The sequence below is a fragment of the Streptomyces sp. NPDC090741 genome (genome assembly GCF_044769045.1).
GTDB lineage: Bacteria > Actinomycetota > Actinomycetes > Streptomycetales > Streptomycetaceae > Streptomyces.
On the sequence record NZ_JBIVXF010000005.1, the window covers coordinates 139,975 to 164,220 of the forward strand.

Here is a 24,246-nt window from a genome sequence, read left to right on the forward strand (position 1 = left end):
CAGATTCGACGAGGCCGACACCCGCGACAACGCCCAGGAGGGCTGACCCATGGTCTTCATCCCCACCCCCGACCACGACAGTGACCTGTGGACCGGCGACCAGATCGACATCGCCAACCCGCCCAAGCACTGCAGCCACCCGCTCCGCCGGTACGAGGAGGGCGACGGCTACGGCTTCGAGTGCCGGGAGGACGACTACGAGATCCACACCGACCAGCACGGCGTGCTGACCGAGCCGCCGCACATCACGGCCGAACCGTGACCGGCACCGAACGCCTCGCCGACCGTCACGCCGCCTACCGGGCGATCAACCGCATGCGGGTCGCCCGCCAAGCCGCTCACCTCGCGCTCTACGCCGCCGGCTGCAAGGCCGCGGCCGTCACCCCTGCCGACGTCCAGGACCAGGCCCGCAGGCTGTCCGGCCTCGACGACGGCCCCCTCAGCACCGCCGAAGCACGCGACGCCCTCGCCTACTACACCGCCTGACCAACGGAAGGACCACCGCCATGAACGCCACCGCCACCGAGATCGAGCAGCCGACCGACCTGGAGGCCGCCTGGGCCGAACGCGACTTCCGCGAGCAGCTCATCGCCGCCTACGACCAGGCCATGACTAGGGCCGGACGGGCCGCGGCCCGCTGGGAGGTCCTGTCCTACGACATGGCGAACCCGGGCGTGACCAAGCTCGCCGACCAGCTCGACGACCACGCCAGCCGCGCCGCGTAGTCCTCACGCCTCTGAAAGGAGGACCCGTGAAGTACATCGACAAGATCCAGTCCGTGGCATCCGGCGTCGGCATCATCGCAGTCATCGAGAAGCTCCTTACCCTGGGCGCCCTGGTCTTGGTAGCGGCGACCCTCGGGGACAAGCTGGGTTCCGTGCTCGGCCTGCCCGGGAATCTCGGGACGATCGTCGGCTGGTCCGTCGCCGTCGTCTACGACGCCCTGTGGATCGGCGCCCTGCGGATGTCCGAGTTGGCGATCCGGCAGAGGTCCGTCATCGGGATGGCAGTGACGCTCGGAGTGTCGGTCGTCGCGATCAGCGTCTCAACCGCGGCGCTCTTCATCCTCGGGCACGCTCAGGTTTTTGCAGGCGCCCCGGTCGCTGCAGCAGCCTTCATGGGGCTCCGCCTGTTCGCTGCGAACGTGCTCGCGGACCCTACGACCGCGGCCCTGATCGCCGAGCAGTCGGCCGCGGACCGCAACGCCCGAGCCCTCGCCGCGGCCGACGCCCGTCACCTCCGATCGGAAGCCCGTACCGAAGTCCTCGACGAGACTGCCGGGCACCTCGCCGAGCTGCACCGCCAAACCGCCCGCGCTGAGGTCCTGACCGACGCCCAGAAGAAGATCAGCAAGGCCCGCGCCAAGGCCGAAAAGACCCTCGCCGCGGCCGACAGGAAGCACGGCGAGAAGGCGGCAGCGTTCATGTCCCGGGAGCTTCTGACCGTCGGGTCGCGCCCTGTGGTCACACCCGTGGGTCACACCCCGCCGGAGCTGGATGGTCACACTGTGGTCACACAGGTCATCCCGGAAATCGAGGCCGTGACCACCCCGCCCGTGACCGCGGACGAAACGGACACCGAACCGGCAGTCGAGCAGGTTCCCGTCGAGGACGCAATGACCCTCGAAGAACTCGCCCGCGCCGCTGGCATCGAGACCCCCATGAAGGGTGTGCGTCTCACCGACGGACAGCTCGAAGTCGTCCTTCGCTGGCTCCGCTACACGATGAAGCCCCCTCGCTCCTACCGGCAGGCATGCGACGCCTTCCGTGATGCCGGCTTCCAGGCCCGCGAGGAGCGCATCCGCCGCATCTGGGGGGTCATCGAGACTCGCGAAGCCGAAGCCGTACCCGCCTAGCCCGCGCCCCCGGCACAGCTGGCAGGGCCCAGCGGCATCAGCCTCTGGACCTTGCCGAGACTGCCGGAAGCAGTCGGAACCACAAACCCGCAGGTCAGCCGACGAGTGACCCGGTGAGCGGAACGTTCGCAGACCCGGCAAGCAGACCCGGCCCACCTGCCCCGAGCCCGAAGGGATGGCGTCATGAGCTCGAACTACTGGACCAAAGAGATCAAGCGCGCAGATGCCGCATCCCCCAAGACCGGCGCGACCCGGCGGATGGATCGCCTGCGCAGCACCCTCCAACACGTGGATCCGGTGATCGCCAACCGGGCCTGGCGGGAAGCAGCGGACGCGATCCAACGCATCACGGATCACTACACACCGTAATCATTCACTCGTTCATTCACCTGGGTAGAGATGAACTCTCCGATCTGCTACGCGCGCACGTGCGCGCACAAGCAGGCCGTTCACCTCTCCCCGTCGCAGACCGTGAAGGGAAAGCGATGGAGATACTGCTCGCCGCCTGCCTACTGGCGTGGGCCGCGGGGGCGCAGAGCGAACAGGCCAAGCTGGGCATCAGCCCGGCACAACGCTCTCTGATCCGCGAACAGGTCCGCCACGAGAGGGCGGTGCGGAGGATCGCCGAGAAGCACGGCATCCCGGCCTCCTCAGAGGGATCGCCTGAAGACCCGAAGTCGGAACCGAGTCCGATCACTCTGCCCGAGGCCTTCCGGGCCGGCTACCGGGGATACGCCCCCGTTGCCCGCGTCGCAACCCCCGCGGGACGACTGGCCGGTGACTGGGCGGCACGGGGAGTGCACTGGGCGAAGGACACCGGCCGCTCAGCCCTGCTGGAGTACCGCAAGCGCCGCAAGGCCGCCGGCGAACCCGACCCGGCCCCGGTCCACGGCCCGCAAGTGCCGCCCATGCCAGCCCATCCGCCGATGCCGACCACCCCACCGACAGTGGGCAGCGCCGGCCCGGCGAACGTGACCCCCGATAAGCCTGAAGAGGCCCCGGAGAGCAAGCCCGCCGAGGACCCCGCCCCGCTCGAAGCCGGTACGGAAATCACTGCACCCGCGCCGGGGCCCAGCGTCCCCGAGGCCAGGTCGGAACACGTGCCGGAGCCCGCCGAATCCGCCAACCCGAACGCACCAGCGACCACCGAAGGAGGGACCGGCCGGATGGCGACAGAAGTCACCTACGACTCGGTCATGGACGAGAGCGACGAGCTCTCCCTCATGTGCGACGACGACCGGAACGTGTACAGGCGGATCCGGGAACGTTGCGAACGCGAGATCGGACGAGCCGACTCCCTCATCGCGCAACTCAAGAGCCCCGGCGTCCAGGCCTGGATCTCCCGGTGCGCGGAGCAGTACCGCGTGATCCTCGCGCAGCTCGACGAGCTGGACGCCAACACCATCGCCCAAGGCGAGGGAGTCGTGAAGGCCAAGGCCCTCCTGCTGGCCGGCCAGGGCCTCTACGCCGGCATCGCAGCCGACATGGAGGAAGTCGAGGAGCGGGAGTTCTACATCTCCGACGCGGTCGACAGCGAGGACACGAACGCCGCAGCCGACACCTACGAGACGCAAGGAGCCCGAGCATGACCGCCACCTACGCCGCCGTACTCGCCAGGGCAGCCGCCTACAGCGTGCGCGCGGCCCGAACCCAGGCCGCCGTCGAACGACTGCAGTCACGGTTTGAGGACCGGGCCGACTCGGCCCGCTACCTCTCCGAAGCGATGACCCTCCTGGTCGTGGACGAACCGACCACGACCGCCTACATGGAGATCGCGACCCTGTCGAACGCCATGGCCGGCAACGTCGGTCAGATCGTCTCCGCCTCCGACGCCCTGTCCGCCGCCGCGCAGGGCCTGGACAGCGAGACGCAAGCCCAACACGGCCGGATGGTCGACGCCAACCGCACTCACAACGTGCCGATGGCCGACGTCCAGTTCCTTCGGCCCCGCTAACCCTTAGCCCCAAACGCCAGGCCACGGACGGGGCCGCGCCGCATACGCGGCCCCTCCGCACCCTCACACGGACCCTGAAAGAGGCCCCGATGGCAACCACCATCGCACCCCAGAAAGAGCACGACGAGACCCTCCATGAGGAGACCGGCCCTCAGGCGCGGATCTCCCAGATGAAGCGCAACCCGGGCCTGTACATCGGGGCAGCCCTCGGCCTCGCCCCCGCCGTCATGCCCGACGGCATCCTGCTCGCCACCACGTTCGGCGCGACCGGTGTCGCCGCCGGCTGGGCGGTGCTGGGCGTGCTGCCCGGCCCGTGGCGCTGGCTTCCTGGGAACGGAGAGCCGTGGGAGTGGATGTGCCGCTCCAGTCGGCGCGGCTACCGTCGCACCCTGCGCCGCATGCGCCGACGCCTCGCCCAGACTGGTACGGAAGCCAAGGCCAACGGCATCCCGGCCGGCTGGTACGGGCACCCCGATCGGCCGGCACTCATCCGCAAGGTGACCGCCGACGCCCGCCGGGCGCGCTGCGAACTCCTCCGTCGCGCGTGGGCAAAAACCCTTCCCGACTGGGAGACGGGCTGGTGGCGTGCGTACACAGCGAAGGAGATGACGCTCCTCGCCGGGCCGCTGGCCGCCATCCCCGTGACTGGATTCGTGGACATGCCCTGGTGGGCACACCTGGTCGTCGGCTCCCTATCCGCTGCGTGGGGTGCCAAGGTCCTGCACAAGCCGGCCCTGTCCGTCCTGCCGGAGCCGAAGGCGGCGCCGGACGACTGGTACCAGGCACGCTGGACCGAGTGGATCGCCGGCGAGCGCGGCCCGCTGCCCGCCTCCAAACTGACCAGCGTGCACGTTGACGCCGACCAGCTCACCGCGGTCATCGTCTCCACCACCGCCAGGCCCGCCACCAGCCTCACCCAAGACCCGGTCTCGATCGCATTCGACGTGCCCCCGAGGGCCGTCAACATCTACCGGCCCGACGACATGCCCGCCTCCCGGGCCAAGCTCACCGTCCGGCTGCGCGCCACCGCCGCCGAACTCGTCGACGGCGACCTGCCCGCCGAGTGGAAGGAGTTCAGCCCCTACGCCGGCAGCGAGCTGTACGACGTCGAAGAGACCCCGTTCGGCCGCAAGTTCAAGATCCTGCTGCCCCGGCGAGGCGCCGGCGTCGCCGAAGTCCAGGCGCGCAGCATCGCCCAGGCCCTCGACATGGAAGGCGAAGACGGCACGGCCCGGCTGCACCTGCGAGTCCTCGACTCCCGACGGATCGAAGTCAACGACATGTCCGTCAACCCACTCGCCGGCGGAGTGCCGCTCAACCTGGACGCCCTCACCATGGACGACCAGGGCTACATCTCCGTCGGCAAGGACATCTACGGCCAGCCCGCGAAGTGGCGCCTGCTCAAGTTCGACCCCGCCCGCCGCGGCCTGTCCGGCCGCCCCTCCGCCTCCGCTGTCATGGCCTTCGGCTCCGGAACCACCGGCGCCGGAAAGACCAGCTTGGAAGAAGACCTCCAGGTCTCACAGCGCCTGAACGGCTTCGTGTCCTGGCTGGCCGACGGCAAGGGCGGCGCCGGATACGCACCCTGGAACAACGACCTCGACTGGCTCGTAAAGTCGGCCTACGGGGCGATGCTGATGGGCCAGGGCGCCAACCGGGCCAGCGAGTACCGCTACGCCGAGCAGATGAAAATGCAGTGGCTCGACGAGGAGGGCTACACAGAGAACGGCCGGAGCTTCTTCGTTCCTTGGGAACCGTTCGCCCCGATGGTCGTCACCTGGGACGAGTTCAACGAGATGGTCCTCAAGGACCCGCAGGCCGACCACGTAAAGCCGCTACTCCGGTCCGTCTCCAGCGTCGGCCGGCTCTCCCGGGCCGCCGGCATCGCGGCACGCATCTGGGTCCAGATCCCCAATCTGGACTCCCTAGGTTCCGACAGCAGCGCCAACGCCATCCGCGACATGCTCCAGTCCGGGAACATCGCCCTGTTCCGCACCGCCCGCGCCGACGTGGACATCATGTCGCTCGGCTCGCGCAGCCCGGACTTTCGGCTCGCTCCCCTCCCAGAGCGGTTCCCGGACGGTTCCGAGACCGGCGGCCTCTTCTACATCGCCGACGGCAAGGCCCAGTACACGCAGTCGAGGGCCATGTTTCACACCAACCCGGCTCGCGTCTCACGCCAGTTCCCGCTCCAGACCCTCACCGACCGCGAAGCCGAAGCGGCCGGCCCGGCCTATCTCCGCCGCGAGGAATACCGGCACCTCGACGCAGTCGACGAGGAGGCCTTCCTCCGCGACCTCGTCAAGGAGCAGCAGGCCAAGAGCAGCAAGAAGGTCACCGTCATCGACACGAAGAGCCCCGCACCGACAGCGGACGTAGACGACGAGGACCTCGACGAGCTCGTGCCGCTCACCCGCACACAGAAGGTCTGGCACGCGGTCGACGCCGGCGCCCGCCGCAACAAGCAAATCTCCGAGGTCACCGAACTCAAGCCCGCCAACGTAGCCGGGGCCACCACCCGACTGGAGCGCCTCGGCAAGCTCCGCAAAGTCGAACGCGACTGGCACACCGCCGAATACCTCGACGCCTGAACAGCCACGCCCCGCCCCTCCTCACGAACCCGGAGTACAGCCATGACGCTCACCACCACAGGCCTGTTCCTGCTCGTCGCCGTCGGCCTCGGAATCTGGATGAAGAAAGATCCCGGCTTCAAGAAGCGCGAGTTCCTCGTCGTCTCAGCCTTCTGGATCCTCCTCGTCGCCACCCCGTGGGGTGCCGAAGGCGTCGCCAAGGTCCAGGACATGTTCGGCGTCGGCGCGCAGACTGCCAGCGACACCGTCAACTCCGTCTCCAGCAAGTAGACGATCAACATGACCACTGACCGCGCCTCGGCCCGCCAGCAGGCCGAAGCCATCCTCGCCGAGCTCGACGGCATCGCAGCCACCGCCTACCGCGACCCGACCCCGATCCCCACCGTCGGACCCACGCCGCCCGTAGCCCAGCCCGGACGGCCACCCATGAGCCAGCGGGCGACCGATGCCAGCGCACTGATGCTCACAGCCGGACTCGCCACCGTCCCGCCCGGCCTGATCGCGATCGGCGTGCTCATGGCCTCGGGCTACGCCGACCCGGCCGTCATCGGGATGATCTGCGCCGCCCCCGCGGTCATCGCCGTGCCCGTCATCGCCGTCGCCCGACTCCTCCGCAGCGCGCAGGGGATCGTGCCCGCCGAGCACCACAACCACTACCACGGGCCTGTCAGCCAGCAGCACCACACTGTCAGCACGCAGACCCGCGGCCTGTTCGCCAAGACGATCAACAAGCAGTAGCTACCGCTCGACCGACAGGCCCTCGCCGACCGCGGGGGCCTTCGTCATGGGTACGGCGCGGGCGATCCACCGGGGGCCACCGACCTGCGCCGGCTGGAGTGTGACAGTGACCTCGACCCCGAGCTGGCGGAGCAGCCCGAGCAGGGCCAAGCCATCCGCGCACTCCTGCGCCGTGTCGCCCGCGACACCAAAAGAGACCCCCATGCCCGGCATTCTGCCGCGCACAGGGGTCTCGAGGTGCAAGGACGGACGGGTTACACCGAATCAGGCGCCCAATCCGACCGGTAGTCCGGGTGAGCCGTGAACTCAAAGGCCTTCAGCCGCATCTGGAGATCCGCCAGCCGGCCTGCGCGACCGTCCACCCACAGGTACGGATAGACGGTCTCCTCGAACAGGCGGATTCGGGCCTGCGCCGCAGTCACCATCTCCTGCGCGAAAGCGGTGGCCTTCTCCGGATTGACGCCGAGCGTGCCAGCATTCCGTGTCAACGCTGCCGCAGACGACTGGGCACTCTCCAGCTTCTCGTCGAGCCGGGCGCGGAGGAACTGCACCAGGGCCTCGGTCATGCCTGTGCCTCTCGTTCGGCCCGGGTGCGGGAGTCGCCGTTGATGCGGATGGCGATGGTGCGGGCGCGCTCGTGGTTGACGCCAGCCCAGGTGCCGATCTCCCGGAAGGTTTTGCCGTCGAGGCGTGCGGCCGCGATGGTTTCGTCGAGGTCTGTCTTGGCGCGGCTTACGGTCGCGGCCTTCCGTTGCAGCTGCTTCTCCCAGTCGGTCATGGGTCCATGCTCCCACGCGGTCCGTCTATCACCTAGACGAGTTTCGTCTAATCCGTAGACAAGGGGGCGGGTCGCCTGCCAGGCTTCTGTCTAGAAGTTAGACGGCAATCGCCAGGGGGACCCGATGAACGCCAAGGCCCGCACCGCCCGCCAGACCCTCCGCCAGCGCACCCGCGCCAACCGGGACGCCCGCCGCCCTCACACGCTCGCCAGCCACCTCCTCACCCGCGGCGCCACCCCGTCTGACGCCTCCTGCGTCGCTGGCGCCCTGCGCGGCAAGGCGAAGGCGCTGGGCGTCACCGGCCGCCGCTTCCTCGTCTGCAAGACCTCCGCCGGGAAACTCCCCAAGCGGGCCCCCAAGCGGCCCTGCACCCGCTACACCGACCAGCAGTTCCTCACCCTGATCACCGCGTACAACCCCCGCGCCGCCCGGTTCGTCGCCATCCGCGCCACCGTCCTCGCCGCCTGAGCTGTAGTTCCTGCTGATTGCAACGAAGGGATTTGTGTCGTGACTGAGTCGCAGACCATTCGGCTTGAGATCAAGACCGCCCGGCAGTCCGAAAGGTCGCCGCTGACTATCGACCTGGAGGTGTACCCCTGGCACACCGCCCAGTTCGGCGAGCAGCCGTGGAGCGACTGGCTGGACTACGTCGCGCGCGAATGGCTCGGCCGGGCAGGCGCCACAGCCGGGATTCATCGGGCAGTCGCTCTCGACGTGGCCAACGGGCTCTCGGAGTTGGCGGCGATTGACATCGAGTTGCACTAGGCACGACCAGGCCGTCGCCTTCACGGCCCAGGCCTAACCATGCGCCCCCGAATGCCAACCGCGACTACGACAATGACTTCAGCGAAGAATGAGGAGGCCGTCATGGCCGACCACGACAGCCCAGCCGAGCTGACCGAGGCGCAGATCGACGCGCTAGCGGACGCAGGCAACCGGGCCCTGAACGACCACTACCACGAGGAGCTGTGCCACTGCTCGGACTGGCCGGAGAGCTGTGCGAGCAGCGGCAACTACTTCGCCGGAAGCTGGGATACGGCCGCGTTCAACATCGGCATGCGAGCCGTCATCGCGGCCTGGGAGGCCATGCGGGCCCCTACCGAGGCGGCCGAGCTGGCCGCGCTGCGGGAACGTGTCGAGGAGTTGGAGACCTTCGCTTACGGCTGCGACGCCGAGGGTTGCGTCCTGCCGCACAGTTCATGGTGCCAGCGGGCCATCGTCTTTGCTGAGTCCCACAACGGATGTACCTGCGGCGGCCCCTGGGAGTCCTCGCAGCAACCGCACGCCGGGCACTGCTGGCTGCTGAGCCCGCCACGGGCAGAGGTCGAGCAGTTGCGTGCGCGGGTGGCCGAGCTGGAGGCAGATCGAACGGCCGTGCGTGAGAGTGTTGCCGCGGCGATCGAACGCCGAGGCACCGCTTTCCGCCCGACGCACCCGGTGTGGCCTTACATTCCGGTGTTCGCGGGCCTCGCCCGGGGGCAGAGCGTGCCGCCGCGCTCATGCCTCAGCGAGGGTAAGGAGCAGGGGTGAACGCCTCCCAAGACCAGTCGCGGGCCCGGTTCGCCGACGTCCGCCGTCTCGCCTTCGACACGGAGACGACGGGCCCAGATCCGCACGAGGCCCGCATTGTGACTGCCGCACTGGTCGCCCGGGGTGGGGGTCTGCCGGACAAGGTGATGGGCTGGCTGATCAACCCGGGCGTGCCGATTCCAGCTGAGGCCGCGGCCGTTCACGGAATCGACGACACAAAGGCCGCCACGGGCGGCGACCCGGCCGTCGTCCTCGACGAAATTGCCGACCATGTGGCTAGCGCGCTCATGTACGGCATGCCGGTCATCGCCTTCAATCTCAGCTTCGACTGGACTGTCCTCGCCTACGAGCTGGAGCGCCACCGGCTGCCGGCCGTGAGCGAGCGGATGCCCGACCTGGCGGCTCCGGCGCTGATCGACCCCCACGTCATCGACAAGCAGGTCGACAAGTACGTGAAGGGCTCAGGGATGCGGAAGCTGAAGCCGACCGCGGAAAGGTACGGAGTCGACCTGGTCGACTGGCATACCGCCGAAGCCGACGCACTTGCGGCGCTGCTTATCGCTGAGGCGCAGTTCGAGCGGTACCCGCACCTGAACGGCATGGGGCCGGCGCAGCTGTTCACAGCCCAGAGGGCTTGGCGGGCGGAGCAGCAGGCTGGTTTGCAGGACTGGTTCCGCACGAAGGCGACCCCGCAGCAGGGCGGCGACCCGAACAAGGTCATCTCGGGAGACTGGCCGCTCATTCCCCAGCAGAGGGAGGCGTGAGACGCGCACCGATTCGGCCCGCCTTCCCCAGCCGGGGGCGGGCCTTTCGCCTGTCTGGCGTGCCGCATTCTTGTCCGCACCGCCCGATACGGTGTTCGTGTATCGCTGCACCTCCGCACTGCTGTCGAGGAGCTCAACGTGCACCAGACGCCCTGCCCTGGTTCCTGCAACAACGCGTGGCGCCGCGCGGAAACCATCCGCGAAGAAGCCGGCACCGAACACCACCTCACCCCGACTTGGGGACGCCCCGTCCAATGCGACGGATGCACTGAACGCGCCCGCCAGCACCTCACCGAACTCCCTGAACTCCTCACTGCCGTCCAGCTCGAAGCCCTGCACGGAACCCACTCCCCGAGCACTTCCACGATCGGATCTCGCTCCAGCGACGCCCCGGCCTGGCCCGGTCAGGCCGCACGTCTCCTCCTCGAAGCGATACTCGGCGAAATGGAGGAGCTGGAGTCCGACGTCCTGCACCGACGCGGGATATGGGCAGCAGATGCCGAACCGGCGCGTGACGGCGTCACCGAAGGCCGCCGCATCACCGACGTCGCCCGCATCCTCGGGGCTCACCTCGGCTGGATGATGCAGCACCACCCCGCGGCCGGTGAGCCGCACGACCGCGGCAACGCCAACCCCGGCGGCCAGATCCGTAGCTGGCATTCCGTCGCTCAACGCTTCATCAAGGCGCACCCGCAGCACGATGTCCGCAAGCTCGCCCCCTGCCCTGGGTGCAAGGGTCCGTATCTGGCCGAGTCTCGCGACCTCCGTCTCGTCGGCGACCGGCCGTACATCGAATGCCGTGACCCCGGCTGCCAGCGCATCCTTACCAGCGCCGAGTACGACGCCTACGTCAAAGCTCTTGCCGCTGGCATTTCCGCAGCGGCTTGATTTCCGCTGCATCATGCATGACTATGGGGGCACGTTCTGCGTGCTCAGATTTCGCCGGAGGCCCCCCATCACACGATGGCGGGGCCTCTCGCCATTCTGGATCATGTTCGGAGGGATGCGCCGTGGTCGATCTCGACGTGGACCTGCACACGACACTCTGGTCAGTCGGACAAGCCGCGGAGGCGGCCCGGGTCCAACCGAACGTGGTACGCAACTGGGTCTACCGCGGCCGGCTCGATGTCGCTACACGCGACCGAGCTGGGCGCCCGCTGTTCCGAGCCATCGACGTCATACGCGCCGAAAAGGCGACGCGGGAAAAGGCTCGACGGACCTACTTGGCCGCGTAACTCCCAATAGAATTAGGCATACAGGACCCCGGTGGGTGCGCTAACACCCCCGGGGCATAGCCGATCTATGTAGGAGATCGACGTGGACCAGGATAGCGGCTGCCAAGCAGTCGACGACGGCGCCCAGCCATGTGACGACAGTGTCCCTGATGGAGCCCCGGTGGACCTCTGCCGGAACCACCTCATCAAGGCCTACCTCTTCATGCGAGCCGAGCTCGCCGAGGTGGAAGCAAAGACGGCCCTCCCGGGGATGCGCCCCGTCTCCGAGTGCGACGACCGAAAGAATGTCGTTTACTACATCCGGTTCGGGGATCGCATCAAAATCGGGACGACGAAAGATCTGCGCAGGAGACTCGCAGCGCTCCCGCACGACGAACTGCTTGCGGTGGAACCGGGTGGCTACGACATCGAAGCCTCGCGTCATCGGCAGTTCCAGCCGCACCGGATCAGCGGCGACTGGTTCAAGGCTCACGCGGACCTGGCGTCCCATGCGGCCTGTGTCAGGGAACAACACTTCGGAATGCTTGCCGAGGCGCACCGGTGATCCTTTCCGAGTCCAAGGGCATCGCTCTATGGACCGTCGCTCAGGCTGCGGCGGCCGTTGGCATCACGTCGAACGCAGTGAACAACTGGGTCCGACGCGGGGTGCTCGCTCCGGCAGCAGACGCTTCGGGTAGAACCCTCGTCAACGGCCAGCGGCGCCCGCTGTACTGGGCCAACGATGTACGTGAGGCCGAAGCGAAGACAAGGAGCCGCGGGCGCCGAAATGGCAGCCAGCCGCTACCCGAACCCCTTCCTGACGGGATCGACCTCTCGGTGACCCTCTGGACGGCAACCGAGTCTGGGCGCTATGCCGGGGTCACCCCGAACACTGTCCACAATTGGCGCTACCGAGGGCACTTCGAGATCGCAGGCCGCGACGATCGCGACCACCCGCTCTTCCGGGCCATAGATGTCATCCGCGCCGAGAAAGCCACCCGGGAACGCGCCCACCGCTCGTACACCCCGTAAGCCGCCCGCCCCCAACAGCGCCTCCGGCCAGCTACCGGAGGAAGGAAGCCCCGAGTCTCCTGGCTCGGGGCTTCCGCGTTCCCAGGAGGTCGTCATGGGATGGCACTGTCCGAACTACACCCCGTTCGGTCGGCAGCATCGCGCCATCGTAGAGATTCGCGATGGGCGGCCCGTCATCGTTGGGTGCCTTGAATGTAACTGGGAGGACATTCTGTTCGACGACTTCGAACTCGAAGCCGACGTCGTAGACAGAATCGATCGCCCAACAAGATGCGTGGCCCTGACCAAGGCTCGCCAGCGATGCAAGCTCCCGTCGGAGCCGGACGGACGATGCGAGAAGCATCGCGACGAAAGCGCGCTCTGGGAGCGTCGGTACAGAACGCTTCGGGAGTCCTGGCGCAGCGTCACTTTGCCTGAGCTGTACCGAGAGGTTTTCATCCGAGCCATCCGCGATGCTGACCTCGTGGCGAACGAGCGCCAGGTCACGCGCGAGACGTTCGAACAGGCGCGCCGACTTCGCCACGCCTCGGTGGTCTACTTCGTGGAACGCGAGGGCTACGTCAAGATCGGTACCACAACGAGCTTGAAGCAGCGCCTTCCCAACTTGGCCGACGGGTCATGCCTCATGCCCGACGGCGTGAGTCGCGGCCCAGTCACGCTGTTGGCCACGACCCTGGGCGACCGCGAGACCGAGTCCGCGTACCACCGTCGCTTCCAGCGCCAGCGGGTTCGCGGGGAGTGGTTCCGTCCCAACAAGGCGCTGCTCAACCTAATCGAAGACTTGCAGCGGGCCGAACGTAGAGGGCGACCGGACATGCTCGACGAAGCACTCAAAGCCGCCTGACCCCGACACTGACCGGCAGGGGGTGGGCGATGCCTGACCTGCCCCTGCGCTGGCGTACCGCCGTCGTCGCCGGCGCCCAGTGGTCGGCGGCGTTCACGCTGCTGGACGACGACGGCACCCGCATGGACATCAGCGGCAAGACGTTCGAGTTCGTGATCCGCCCGAACTCAGCGGACGCCACCGTGCCGCCGCTCGTCGTGGTCACTGCGACGGCGACCGCCCAGGGCTACCTGACTATCGACACGGTGACAGCCACGATCCAGGTCGTCCTCACCCCCGCCGCGACGACACTCCTCGCCACCGGCTGCCGCCCGTTCGCCCTCTGGATGGACCCCGGCCAGCCCGACCAGACGTGTCTCGTCGAGGGCCCGTTCTACTCCCGTCTCGTCTCCGCAGCGTAGGGGGTGCATCGTCGTGACCAGCGTCATCGTGGCCTCCGCCGGAACGTCCGGGCCCCGCGGCAACAGCGTCCTCAACGGATCCGGCGCCCCCTCGTCGGGCACGGGGATCGACGGCGACTGGTACATCGACAACGCCACCCCGTCTGCGCTCGTCATCTACGGCCCGAAGGCAGCCGGAGCGTGGGGAGCCGGGCAGTCTCTCGGCGCCGGCGGCGCACTGCTGCGGACGAACAACCTCTCCGACCTGAACTCGGTCCCGGCGGCGCGCACGAACCTGGGGCTCGGCGGATCCGCTACGCAGAACGTGGGCACGACCGCGGGCACCGTCGCTGGGGGCGACGACAGCCGCCTGTCCAACGCCCGCACCCCCACCTCGCACGCGTCCACCCACGCCTCTGCCGGTAGCGACCCGCTCACCCCGGCCGCGATCGGCGCGTACACGACCGGGGCAGGCGCAGCCCTCGAAAACCGCGTCACCACGGTCGAGAACACGGCGCTGACCAAGGCCGACAACCTGGCCAGCGTCGCTTCCCCGGCCGCAGCCCGCTCGAACCTGGGTCTGGGCACCGCGGCCACGAAGAACCGGCCCGCCTATGTCTTCGACGTCACCGACTACGGGGCGATCGGCGATGGGATGACCGTCGCCGACGCATCCATGACTTCCGCCAGCGCGGTCCTGACCTGCGCCACCAGTGCCCCCTTCGCGGTCGGTGACATCGGCAAAAGCGTCATGGTTCTCGGCGCAGGCGCGTCCGGCGAAACCCTGGTCGGCGCGATCGCCGGGTACACGGACAGCAGCCACGTCACCCTCAACACCACGGCGGGCACCACCGTCTCCGGCGCCTGCGCAATGTGGAGCTCGGACGACACCGCCGCCATCCAGGCCGCCATCACCGCAGCCGGAACCTATGCGGCAGCCCACAGCGGTGCGGCCACCGTGCTGATCCCGCCGGCGCCCGGCCGCTACTACGGGATCGCCGGCGCGCTCAAGACGGGTGGCAGCACTCTCGGCAACGCCCAGCTGGCGCTGCCCGTCTACCCGGCGACCGGCCGCAAGATCACCCTGACGTTTCAGGGCACGTCTTCCGGTGCCGGCGTCCAACACTGGCAGCAGACCCTGCCCAATACGACGGGGTCGACGCTGCTCAGCTATGGGCTCTTCGCCAACGGCACGGCCCAGACCAACTCGATCAACGCCGCGGGGAACCCGTGCGTCCTGGGCGGACCGTCGCAGCCCGGCGGCTACGGCGTAGCGCCGGGCGTCTTCTCCAACTGCTTCGTGGACATCGACAGCGTCAGCATCCTGACCGCGCACTCGAAGTTCGGGTTCACGTACAGCGCCGTCGACTTGAGCGGCGTGGCCAACGCCCGCCTGAAGGACTTCGCCTACAGCACCGCGGGCACCGTCCCGGGCGGCAGCTACGTCAGCCCCGGCGTCTTCGCCACCGGGCTCAGCATCGGCGTCTTGCTACCGGCCAACGGCAACAACGACTTGACCATGATCGAGAACGTGACCTGTGGCGGCGGCTACACCTACGCGATCCTGGTCCCGGAGCACACCGACATCTACGGCCTGCGGCTCCTCTACTGCTGGGCCGCGCTCTGCCCCGTGGGTTCGTACTACAGCTCAGTCGGGGCCGCGCACTCCATCCGGGCCAGCCTCGTCTCCATCGAACAGTGCACCTACCTGATCTACGTCTTTGGGCCCGGTACGGGCGGCCTCGGCCCGACCATGGACCTGCGGATCGACACCGAGACGTCCACGCCCAGGTTCGGCGACCGCAGCAGCGGAACCGGCCTCGCCGCCGCCCGCGGACGCGTCGTCATCGCCGGCCTCTTCACCGCGGCCAACCTGACCTTGGACGCTCCGACCGGGCTGCAGATCGAGAACGCGCAGCTCACCTACCCGGTCGCGACGAAGACCGGGAACTACACGATCACGTCCTTCGACGAGGTAGTCGCTGCCGATGCGACCAGCGGGGCCATCGTGATCACCCTGCCGACCGCGGTCGGCCGCACCCGACCCGTCGTCGTCAAGAAGACCGACTCCAGCTCCAACCCGGTCACCATCGACGCCGCAGGCTCGGAGACCATCGACGGGCAGCTGATCCGGCAGCTCCCGTCACAGTGGGACTACGCCACCCTCATACCGTCCGGCAGCGGCTGGTACGTCAAGGCCGCCCCCACCGCCGCCCAGTGGCGGCGCCGCAACCTCCCCGACCCCGTCATCGCCGACACCCTCTACGCCGGCACCGCGCCGTCGATCAACACAGCCCAGACCACCACCCCCACCGCCGGCTACATCAAATACGCGCCCGCTGGGGTCACTTTGTCGGGCTCCGACGTCACCGGTCCGTTCACCTACCTCGGCGGCGGCGGTTTCCAAATCGGGTCGGGCACGCCCGACAACACCTACGTCCTGCCGACCAGCCGCTACCCCAACACCCGCGGCACCCTCACCAGCAGCCAGTCCGTGTGGTCGCTGGAGTTCGGATGCGACGCGCAGACCTTCCAATGGCGCTTCAACTACCAGACCGGTGGCATGTACCGGCTCTCAATCGACGGCCGACGAGTCACCGACCTCATGCAGGCCGTCGGCGGTACTACCGCAGGCAGCACCCACCTCATGACCATCGACCTCGGCAGTGCCGCGCCCCGGATCATCCGACTGGACATGTACACCGCCCCATTCGGCGGAATCTTCATACCGCCCGGGGCGACGCTGTGGTCCTCCGTCCCCAACGGCGGACGCCTCATGATCTTCGGAGACAGCCTCTCCGACGGATCCGCCATCAACACCGGCGGAGGCGCAGGCACCTGGTTCCAGCGGTCAGCCAAGTACCTCGGAGCCAACGACTTCTGGGACCAGGCCCGCGGCGGCACCGGCTACGTCACCGCCGGCAGCTACACCACCCTCGCCAACCGAGTCGCCGCCGACGTCGTCGCCTGGAACCCCGACCGCCTCATCGTCTGGGCCGGCTACAACGACAACGGCACCGACCAGACCGCGCTCGGCGTGGCCGCAGCCAGCTTGTACGCCACCATCAAGGCCGGACTGCCCAACACGCCGGTGTACGTGATCGGCTGCTGGTCGGCGACCGGGAGCCCCGCAGCGTCCATCACCAACACCGACACAACCCTGCGAACGGCAGCAGCAGGCGCCGGCTTCCCGTTCATCAGCCCGATCACCGGGTCGATCTACAGCTCGGCGGGGACGCTCATCGCCACCCACGGGGCATGGATCACGGGCACGGGGCGCGTCGGTGCGACCACGGGCAGCGGCAACGCGGACATCTACATCGGGTCCGATGCCGTCCACCCCACCGACGCAGGCCACATCTACCTCGCCCGCAGGATCAGAGCAGCAATCAGCGAACTACTGCCAGCGTGAGCAGTCTGAAAGGAGGCCGACATGGTCGCATCCAAGGCGCAGCAGGCCTTCACCGCGGAACGCCGGGCCAAGGCAATCCGCATGAAGATCAACGGCCACAGCTACACCGAGATCGCCGAACAGCTCGGCTACTCCTCCCGCGGCTCCGCCAGCTCCGACGTCCGCCGCGCCCTCGAAAAGCACGTCATCGAGGAAGGCCTCGCCGTCGAAGCCTGGCGGGAACTCGAACTCGCCCGCCTCGACATCCTCCAAAAGGCCATCTGGAACAAGGCGATGGACGGTGACCCGCGCGCCATCGAAACCGCCCTGAAGATCCTCGACCGGCGGGCCAAGCTCCTCGGCCTCGACAGCGCCATCAAGCTGGAGGTGCTGACGATCGATGCCCTCGACCAGCAAATCCAGCGACTCGAAGCCGAGCTCGGACGAAACGACTTCGCCGCTCTTGACGGCGAAGCTGGAGAAGCTGAGGCGACTGAAGGCCCTTCAGGCTGAGGCGCAGCGACGCGAGTCGGAGCGGCTCCGGCGGATCGACGTGTTCGGGCTGCTCGGCTACGTACCCACGCCGAAGCAGCAGCTCTTTCACGAGGCCACCGAGTACGACGTGCTTCTAGGCGGCTCCGCGGGCGGCGGCAAAACCAAGGCCCTCCTTATGGATGACCTGCGGGATTGTGTCCGCAACCCAGGAATCCGCATCGGGGCGTTCCGTCGCACCTACGGCGAGCTGAAGGAATCGCTGCTCGCCGAACTGTCCCAAGTTGGGTACGCCGGAGCACTCGGGGCTTCCTGGAACGGGACTGAATACGAGCTGCGCTTCCCCAACGACTCGTTGATCATGTTCCGGTATGCCGAGTCGGTGAAGGACGCCTCTCGCCGGCAGGGCGGCCAGTACCAGAAGCTCACCTTCGACGAGCGAACCCTCACCCCGCCTGATGTCTGCTCGTTCTTGGAATCCCGCCTGCGGTCGGGCCGCGCGGACATCCCCGTCATCGGGATCCGGTCCGGTACGAACCCGGGCGGCGCCGGCCATGGCGCGGTGAAGACCCGGTACATCAAGCCGACGAACTACGGCGAGAAGGTCATCACCGACGAACGCGAGCGGACCGTCCGCTTCATCCCGAGCAAGCTCGCGGACAATCCGCACGTCAATCCGGAGTACGCCAAAGACCTCATGGGCCTAACCGGCAAGCTCCGGGCTGCCTTCCTGGACGGGGACTGGGACGTGTTCGCAGGCCAGATGTTCCCCGAGGTCAAGCGCGACCGGCACGTCCTCGACCCGATCACGCTCCCCGCGACGTGGAAGCGGTATAACGGCGTCGACTGGGGGTTCTCCGCTCCCTGGGCCGTGCTCTGGGGAGCAGTCGACGAGGACGGCCGAGTCTGGATCTACCGAGAGCTGTACGAGCGAGGAGTTGGCGAGGCCGAGCAGGCGCAACGGATCCTCGCTGCCGAAGCTGCCGGCGAGCAGGTCTCGGTCCGGTTCGCCGACGATGCCATGTGGGCGACACGCGGCGACGCCAAGGCCATCTCCTCCGTGTACGCCGACAACGGAGTACACCTGACAGCGGCAGGCAAGGGCGCCGGCTCCCGTGTTACGGGCTGGCAGCGGGTGCGTTCGTATCTGAAAGAGGCCCCAGCTTGCCCGCACCACCGTGCGCAGGGCTGGGAGACCTGCCCGATGCTGCACCTGTTCTCCACGGTCACCGAGCTATACCGGGAATTGTCGGACCTTCCGCACGCCACGAAAGGCGATCCGGAAGATGCTGACACAACAGCAGATGATCATGCTGTCGACAGCCTTCGCTACTTGCTAGCCAACCTTGGCTCCGGTCCCGAGTTCCTCGTCCTGGACGCTCCGGCCGCCGTACATCACGAGTCGCTCCTCACCCCGCTGGGTCCCGGCGCCGGCTACCGGCCGCCTGAATCCGCAGCCGACGACACCGCTTGGTGGCTCGATGACGATGACGGCCCGCGGCCTGGGGGGACGGTGGAAGCCCCATGAGCCTCAAGACCTGGTGGCAGGGCCTGACCGGCCAGGCTGAGGTACTGGAGACGGCCCCGGCGAAGCTCCCGGAGCGGTCCGGGTTCGAGTACGGCATCGGCCCCGGCGGCCTGACCGAGACCCGACAGACCGGCGGCGCCATCGGCCAGACCGACCGGCGCAGCACCTTGACCCAGCTGTACGACGCCTACCTCGCCTGCCCGTGGGCCTGGTCGTCGGTCAATGCGATCGCGCGAACGGTCACGGCTGGCGGCCTGGTCCTGGACTGGGACCCGGGTGACGGATCGGGGGGAGAACAGCGGCCGGACAAGCCGGCGGAGGTGCTGCTGCTGGAGCGCATGATCGCCTTCTGTAACCCCCGCGAAAACATCCGCCAGATTCTTCGGGGAGCCATCACCGACCTAGAGGTCTTCGCAGATGCCTACATAGAGGTGGTCTGGCTGGCGAATCAGCCGGTCGCCCTGTACTCGCTGGACTGCCCCTCGATGCTGCCGATCGCCGACGAGCACGGCACCGTTACTGGCTACGTGCAGGTGACGGAGCAGGGTCAGCGGGCCACCTTCGAGCCGCGCGAGGTCATCCACATCAGCCTGGATGCCCCGCGTTCCGGGCTTTTCGGGGTGTCTCCGACGCAGGCGGCGATGCTGCCGATCACGTCGTGGCTGTTCGCCTCAGCCACGTCGAAAGAGATCTTCCGTAAGGGCGCCCCGCCGCAGATCCACGTCGACTTCCCGGCCAGCGCCTCCCCGACGGAGATCAACCGCTGGAACGCGCAGTACCAGCAGCGGAACGTGGGCCCACGGAACATCGGCACACCGATCTCCACCAAGGGCGGCGCGCAGATCCAGGAGCTCGCCCAATCCCGGACCGTCGACTACCTCAAGTTCCTCGACCAGCGCCGCGACGAGATCATCGCCGCCTACGGGGTACCCCCCGCCAAGGTCGGAATCATCGAGAGCGGCAACTTGGGCGGCGGGACCGGCGAAAGCCAAGACCGCACGTTCATGGTCAACACGGTGCAGCCGATCGCCGAACTCGTCCTCGAAGCACTCAACTTCCACCTCGCCAAGCTGGGCTTCGGAGTGGAGGGATGGCGACTCAAGTTCGCCGACATCGACATGCGGGACTCGAAGGTCGTCGAGGAGATCCGCGACATGCGCCTGCGAAGCGGCGCATGGACCCTCAACCGATACCGGGCCGACATCGGCGAACCCCCGGTTGAGGGCGGTGACCGCGCCCTGTTGGTCGACAGGACGAACTTCGTCCAGTGGGACGACATGGACGCCATGTCACAGGCCGGCGTCGCAGACCGGCTCAAGGGGACGTCACTGGCCATGGCCGTGGCGGCGCCGGACAAGCCGGTCGAGCTCTCCGACGTCCCGGCGCCAGCGCCACCCGAGCCTCCGCCGCCAGCCGAGACGCTCAATCAGCGATACCGGCGCCGCCTACGTGAGGCACTCGCCGAGCTACCTGGGGGCGTCGATGAGCGCGCCGCCTGACCCCGGGCCCGTCATCCAACCGCCCGACCCGCCAGGGCACCCGCTCAGGGCCAAGGACGTCACGGCCCTGATCAAGAAGCGGATCGGCTGAACGTAAGGGGGTGAGCGTGGCATCCCCGGACTACTCCGACGGCTGCATGATCGCCCTCTACCCGCCGCCGGACCTCGCCGAGCAGCTCGCCGTCGATGGCGGACTCCCGGCCGAGGAGCTGCATGTGACCGTCGCTTACCTCGGCGCAGCGGCCGACGTGGACGGCGACGCCCTGCGCGAAGTCGTCGCCGAACTGGCTGGGCGGCGGCCGTTCACCGCCCAACTCGCCGGCCTGGCCCGCTTCACCGGCGGCGCCAAAGACGTCCTCGTCGCCCTGGTGGACTCACCTGACCTCGAGGATCTGCGTCGCGACACCCTCGACGCCCTGTACGAGCGGGGCATCCAGGTGCCGCGAGAGCACGGCTACACCGCCCACCTCTCCCTCTCATACCTGGACACCGACGAGGCGGCGCCCCTCGACCGGCTCGAGGCCCAACCCGTCGACTTCACCGCCCTGTCCGCAGTCCACGGAACCGACCGCACCGACGAGGCCCTGGCTCACCCCATGGAAGCGCCGGCACGGGAGGCTTTTGCCGTCGGCTGGGCCCTGTCCGGCGGGCCTATGACCGAGCGCGTCCGCACCGCCTGCGAGACCGCAGTCAGCATCGCCACCGAAGCAGCCGACGACCCGGACATCCTCCGGGCCACCATCGACCTCGGCCGCCTCGAGGGCATGTGGGCGCTCCTCTTCCAGCGCCGCGAAGAGCAGCAGGCCCTCCATATGGTCGAGGTTCGTCGCCAGTGGCGGGAGCTCATCAGCCGCGACGAGATCACCGCCATGGTCGACCGGCTGCGCCACCAACTTGGCGTCACCGAAGCCCTCGACCCCGGACGCCTTCGCGCAGAAGCCCTGGCAGCAGCCAAGGCCATGCTCAGGGCACTTGCAGACCTGTCCGGGTTCTCCGCACTGCGGATCGCCCTCCGCAACGCGATCGCCGCCGGCCGCGCCGAGGGCATGGTCAACGCTGTTGCCATCGCAGCCGAACGGGCCGGAAGAGTCGGCCTCGACTGGAACATCGCCTTCAAGGACGCCTACCGGTCGATGGAACGCCTCGACGACCTATGGGCCGACGCGGGCGGCTGGCTCGGCCGCATGATCGACGGCGTCGCCGGAGACCTCGGCCGCACGCTCGCCGACGGACTCGAAGGCGGCCTCGACCGCGACGCCCTCATCGACGCCGCAGCCGACCTCCTGACCGGGGACTCCGAAGCGGTTGCCTTCGTCGTCGACTGGGCCATGACGACCGCAGCAGACGAAGGTGCCCTCGCCCTGTACCAGTCTGAAGGCGTCCTCCAACTGGACATCATTTCTGCTGGGGATGGCAGGGTCTGCGGCGCTTGTATCGATGCCGAGGCTGGCAGCCCATGGCACATCGGTGATCAACCCCGGCTCCCACTGCATCCGAACTGCAGGTGCTGCCTGGCCGCCGACGTCAGCCTCGCCCACTTCGCCAACTGGATCATGTGACCCGAAGGAGTCCCCGATGAGCGGCACTTACGCTCCCGCCGCCCGCACCCTGTGGACTCTCACCGGGTCCGCGTCTAGCCGTCTGACCGTCTCTGGGAACAGCGGGCCAATCAACATCATCAGCGTCTGTGACTTGTGGCTGCCCGTCTACGTCGCAGGCACCTCCGCAGGTACGAACCCGACGCTGGACGTGCAACTCGACCTTCAGGATCCGGACGGCAACTGGTACCCGCAGGTGGCAAAGGTGACCCAGCTGACCTCGGCGCCGAACTTCACCAATGTGGCCTGCGGCCTGCACATCGGCGGCCTCGGCTCGATGGTCCTGCCGCAGATCTGCCGGGTCACCTGGACGCTCGGCGGCACGAACCCCGTCTTCCCGCAAGCATCAATCTCGCTGGTCGGGAGGTAATCATGGGAATCCTCGGAACGATCTCCGGAATCGCCATCGTCCCCGGCGTCAGTCGCAACGGCCGCCTCTACACGGCGGAGTCGATCGGCGGGGCTGTAGCTCGAGCACAGGACCGCATCAAGGCTGGCGAGCAGCCGCTCACGATGCTGTCGCACCACAACGCTGGGGATGACAGCACGCAGATTGTGGGCCGCCTTACCGCGATTGAGCAGGACGAGACGGGCGCGGCCCGCTACACCGCGGTGCTCGCTGACACCGCGCCTGGTCGCACGATCGCGGCGCTCGTGGACGACTCCGACGGGCCACCGTTCCTGCGGGGTGTCTCCATTCGCGGCGCCTGGGTCGGCAGGGTGCGACGGGAACTCGGCCCTAACGGGGCGACCGTTGAGGTCGGGGACGCCCTGGATCTCGATGGACTTGATTTCACGAGGAAGCCCGGCGTTCCCGGCGCCCGCGTCGACACCTACACCCCCGCGGGTCCCAGTCCGGCGGAGTCCGCGCCCGATGGTCGGGTGTTCATCACCGAGTCAGTACAGGAGGCGCTGGTGCATACCGTCACCGAAGCCGCCGTCGAGGCGGACGCCTCCGGTGCTTTGACCCCCAACGAGTACCGCGCTCAGATCGGACTGCAGCCCATGGAAGCGGACACCTCTGGCGAGCAGGGGCCGTTCGCCGACCCCGGCTACCAGACGGACAAGGCCAAGCGATACCCGCTCGACACCAAGGCGCGGGCCAAGACCGCCTGGGCTCGGGTGCACGAGTCGGAGGTCGCCCGCGGCTACACCGCCGCCCAGCTCAAGCGGATCCGGCAGCGGGTCGCCAAGGCCCTCCGCGGGCACGGCGTCGAGGTCGCCACCCAGGAGGGATGGCTGATCGATCCGATCGGCCGGGTTTCCGAAGAGGTCGCCGAATGCCTCGGCTTCTCGGACGACCCCGGGCACGGCGGCTCCATGTCGATCAGCCTCACCAACGGGCCGACCACGGTCACCGTCACCTCGTGGTGTGTTGACCCCCACGACCTCGAACGCGTCGGCCGGGCTGCCATGGCGGGTGCATGCACGGCCATCGCTGGCATCGACCCGGACATGGACGCCGACATCGACGCCCCCGCCAGCGGCATGGCCGACGAATCCGCGACCGAGACCGCCCCCGAGACCCCGGCACCGGAGACCCCGGCCGCCGACACCACCACCCTGGAAGAGGAGACCGCCATGGCGGAGTCCAACACCCCGGCCGCCGAAACGGCTGCCGTCCCCGCCACTGGTGGGGTTCACCTGACTGACGAGCAGTTCAACCAGCTCCTCGCGCGGGTCGCCCCGCAGCCGGCACCTGTCGCCGTCGAATCAGCAGCGGCCGAGCCGGTCACCGAGGCCACTCCGTCCGTGACCGAGGTCGCGGAGACCGAAGAGCAGCGCATCGACCGCCTCGTCGCCGCAGGCATCGCCAAGGCCCTGCCGCAGGCCGTCCAGGAGCACGTCGAAACCACTGGCGGCCCGTCCCGCAAGGGCTTCGTTGCCCCGGTCGCCGAGTCGGCCGGCGCCACCGGCGGGAACGGCCTTCCGGATGACTGGCCGGCCAAGCCCTTCCACGAGTACACCGACGAGGAGTGGAAGGCGACAGCTGGCGCCGCCGTAGTCGGCGCGATCCTCGGCAACCGGGCCCCAGCCGCGAGCTGATACGCCCCACC

General features: G+C 68.3%; 29 protein-coding genes. 26 read left to right on the forward strand and 3 right to left on the reverse strand.

Annotated features, from left to right (window positions below; translation table 11 throughout):
- The first annotated feature begins 49 nt into the window (after positions 1-49).
- From ACIQU4_RS15515 to ACIQU4_RS15560, 10 genes are all read left to right on the forward strand, one after another.
- Positions 50-262, forward strand: coding sequence for a hypothetical protein (locus tag ACIQU4_RS15515; RefSeq protein ID WP_403730025.1), 213 nt, complete (start codon positions 50-52; stop codon positions 260-262).
- Complete coding sequence (locus ACIQU4_RS15520; RefSeq protein ID WP_403730027.1) at positions 259-486, forward strand: hypothetical protein; 228 nt, start codon at positions 259-261, stop codon at positions 484-486. Before ACIQU4_RS15515 ends, ACIQU4_RS15520 begins: the two co-directional genes overlap by 4 nt.
- Before the next feature lie 20 nt (positions 487-506).
- Positions 507-725, forward strand: coding sequence for a hypothetical protein (locus ACIQU4_RS15525; RefSeq protein ID WP_403730029.1), 219 nt, complete (start codon positions 507-509; stop codon positions 723-725).
- A 26-nt stretch (positions 726-751) separates the two neighbouring features.
- On the forward strand, positions 752-1,855 hold the full coding sequence (locus ACIQU4_RS15530) for a hypothetical protein (protein ID WP_403730032.1): 1,104 nt from the start codon (positions 752-754) through the stop codon (positions 1,853-1,855).
- 183 nt (positions 1,856-2,038) lie between these two features.
- Positions 2,039-2,224 carry a hypothetical protein gene (locus ACIQU4_RS15535; protein ID WP_403730035.1) on the forward strand — a complete coding sequence of 62 codons (186 nt, stop codon included), beginning with the start codon at positions 2,039-2,041 and terminating at the stop codon, positions 2,222-2,224.
- A gap of 116 nt (positions 2,225-2,340) precedes the next feature.
- Entirely contained in the window at positions 2,341-3,444 is a 1,104-nt protein-coding gene (locus ACIQU4_RS15540; protein ID WP_403730038.1) for a hypothetical protein, read from the forward strand.
- Complete coding sequence (locus tag ACIQU4_RS15545; RefSeq protein ID WP_403730040.1) at positions 3,441-3,809, forward strand: hypothetical protein; 369 nt, start codon at positions 3,441-3,443, stop codon at positions 3,807-3,809. The genes ACIQU4_RS15540 and ACIQU4_RS15545 overlap by 4 nt, the downstream gene beginning before the upstream one ends.
- An 89-nt stretch (positions 3,810-3,898) precedes the next feature.
- The gene (locus tag ACIQU4_RS15550) at positions 3,899-6,400 is read left to right on the forward strand and encodes a hypothetical protein (protein WP_403730042.1); all 2,502 of its coding nucleotides are present in this window, start codon (positions 3,899-3,901) and stop codon (positions 6,398-6,400) included.
- Between the two features lie 42 nt (positions 6,401-6,442).
- Entirely contained in the window at positions 6,443-6,670 is a 228-nt protein-coding gene (locus ACIQU4_RS15555; protein ID WP_403730044.1) for a hypothetical protein, read from the forward strand.
- Positions 6,671-6,679: 9 nt separating this feature from the next.
- Positions 6,680-7,138 carry a hypothetical protein gene (locus ACIQU4_RS15560; RefSeq protein ID WP_403730047.1) on the forward strand — a complete coding sequence of 153 codons (459 nt, stop codon included), beginning with the start codon at positions 6,680-6,682 and terminating at the stop codon, positions 7,136-7,138.
- Here ACIQU4_RS15560 and ACIQU4_RS15565 read toward each other — a convergent pair whose 3' ends face one another.
- From ACIQU4_RS15565 to ACIQU4_RS15575, 3 genes are read right to left on the reverse strand one after another with little or no spacing between them, the layout of a single operon-like run.
- Positions 7,139-7,342, reverse strand: a complete 204-nt coding sequence (locus ACIQU4_RS15565) for a hypothetical protein (protein WP_403730049.1) — start codon at positions 7,340-7,342, stop codon at positions 7,139-7,141.
- Positions 7,343-7,392: 50 nt separating this feature from the next.
- Entirely contained in the window at positions 7,393-7,704 is a 312-nt protein-coding gene (locus ACIQU4_RS15570) for a hypothetical protein (protein ID WP_403730052.1), read from the reverse strand.
- Positions 7,701-7,916, reverse strand: coding sequence for a hypothetical protein (locus ACIQU4_RS15575; RefSeq protein WP_403730055.1), 216 nt, complete (start codon positions 7,914-7,916; stop codon positions 7,701-7,703). Before ACIQU4_RS15575 ends, ACIQU4_RS15570 begins: the two co-directional genes overlap by 4 nt.
- Positions 7,917-8,040: 124 nt before the next feature.
- Between ACIQU4_RS15575 and ACIQU4_RS15580 the strand changes: the two genes are divergently transcribed.
- From ACIQU4_RS15580 to ACIQU4_RS15655, 16 genes are all read left to right on the forward strand, one after another.
- Positions 8,041-8,385, forward strand: coding sequence for a hypothetical protein (locus ACIQU4_RS15580; RefSeq protein WP_403730058.1), 345 nt, complete (start codon positions 8,041-8,043; stop codon positions 8,383-8,385).
- A gap of 39 nt (positions 8,386-8,424) precedes the next feature.
- Positions 8,425-8,682, forward strand: coding sequence for a hypothetical protein (locus ACIQU4_RS15585; RefSeq protein ID WP_403730061.1), 258 nt, complete (start codon positions 8,425-8,427; stop codon positions 8,680-8,682).
- 102 nt (positions 8,683-8,784) lie between these two features.
- Positions 8,785-9,447 carry a hypothetical protein gene (locus ACIQU4_RS15590; RefSeq protein WP_403730064.1) on the forward strand — a complete coding sequence of 221 codons (663 nt, stop codon included), beginning with the start codon at positions 8,785-8,787 and terminating at the stop codon, positions 9,445-9,447.
- Complete coding sequence (locus ACIQU4_RS15595) at positions 9,444-10,211, forward strand: exonuclease domain-containing protein (protein WP_403730066.1); 768 nt, start codon at positions 9,444-9,446, stop codon at positions 10,209-10,211. The genes ACIQU4_RS15590 and ACIQU4_RS15595 overlap by 4 nt, the downstream gene beginning before the upstream one ends.
- 138 nt (positions 10,212-10,349) lie before the next feature.
- Entirely contained in the window at positions 10,350-11,099 is a 750-nt protein-coding gene (locus ACIQU4_RS15600) for a hypothetical protein (protein ID WP_403730068.1), read from the forward strand.
- A 429-nt stretch (positions 11,100-11,528) separates the two neighbouring features.
- On the forward strand, positions 11,529-11,990 hold the full coding sequence (locus ACIQU4_RS15605; protein ID WP_403730071.1) for a GIY-YIG nuclease family protein: 462 nt from the start codon (positions 11,529-11,531) through the stop codon (positions 11,988-11,990).
- A complete protein-coding gene (locus tag ACIQU4_RS15610; protein WP_403730074.1) occupies positions 11,987-12,457 on the forward strand; it encodes a hypothetical protein in 471 nt (156 codons plus the stop codon). Before ACIQU4_RS15605 ends, ACIQU4_RS15610 begins: the two co-directional genes overlap by 4 nt.
- 94 nt (positions 12,458-12,551) lie before the next feature.
- Positions 12,552-13,301: a GIY-YIG nuclease family protein gene (locus ACIQU4_RS15615; protein WP_403730076.1), complete on the forward strand. Its 750-nt coding sequence runs from the start codon at positions 12,552-12,554 to the stop codon at positions 13,299-13,301.
- 29 nt (positions 13,302-13,330) lie between these two features.
- Complete coding sequence (locus ACIQU4_RS15620; RefSeq protein WP_403730079.1) at positions 13,331-13,702, forward strand: hypothetical protein; 372 nt, start codon at positions 13,331-13,333, stop codon at positions 13,700-13,702.
- Positions 13,703-13,715: 13 nt separating this feature from the next.
- Complete coding sequence (locus ACIQU4_RS15625) at positions 13,716-17,093, forward strand: GDSL-type esterase/lipase family protein (RefSeq protein ID WP_403730081.1); 3,378 nt, start codon at positions 13,716-13,718, stop codon at positions 17,091-17,093.
- A 21-nt stretch (positions 17,094-17,114) separates the two neighbouring features.
- Positions 17,115-17,585 (forward strand): hypothetical protein, encoded by a 471-nt coding sequence (locus tag ACIQU4_RS15630; protein WP_403730084.1) that lies wholly within the window; start codon positions 17,115-17,117, stop codon positions 17,583-17,585.
- On the forward strand, positions 17,536-19,092 hold the full coding sequence (locus ACIQU4_RS15635; protein WP_403730087.1) for a hypothetical protein: 1,557 nt from the start codon (positions 17,536-17,538) through the stop codon (positions 19,090-19,092). The genes ACIQU4_RS15630 and ACIQU4_RS15635 overlap by 50 nt, the downstream gene beginning before the upstream one ends.
- Entirely contained in the window at positions 19,089-20,591 is a 1,503-nt protein-coding gene (locus ACIQU4_RS15640) for a phage portal protein (protein WP_403730089.1), read from the forward strand. The genes ACIQU4_RS15635 and ACIQU4_RS15640 overlap by 4 nt, the downstream gene beginning before the upstream one ends.
- 101 nt (positions 20,592-20,692) lie before the next feature.
- Complete coding sequence (locus tag ACIQU4_RS15645; protein WP_403730092.1) at positions 20,693-22,150, forward strand: 2'-5' RNA ligase family protein; 1,458 nt, start codon at positions 20,693-20,695, stop codon at positions 22,148-22,150.
- A 16-nt stretch (positions 22,151-22,166) separates the two neighbouring features.
- Positions 22,167-22,559, forward strand: a complete 393-nt coding sequence (locus tag ACIQU4_RS15650; RefSeq protein ID WP_403730095.1) for a hypothetical protein — start codon at positions 22,167-22,169, stop codon at positions 22,557-22,559.
- A gap of 2 nt (positions 22,560-22,561) precedes the next feature.
- The gene (locus ACIQU4_RS15655; protein WP_403730098.1) at positions 22,562-24,235 is read left to right on the forward strand and encodes a DUF6582 domain-containing protein; all 1,674 of its coding nucleotides are present in this window, start codon (positions 22,562-22,564) and stop codon (positions 24,233-24,235) included.
- Positions 24,236-24,246: the final 11 nt, after the last annotated feature.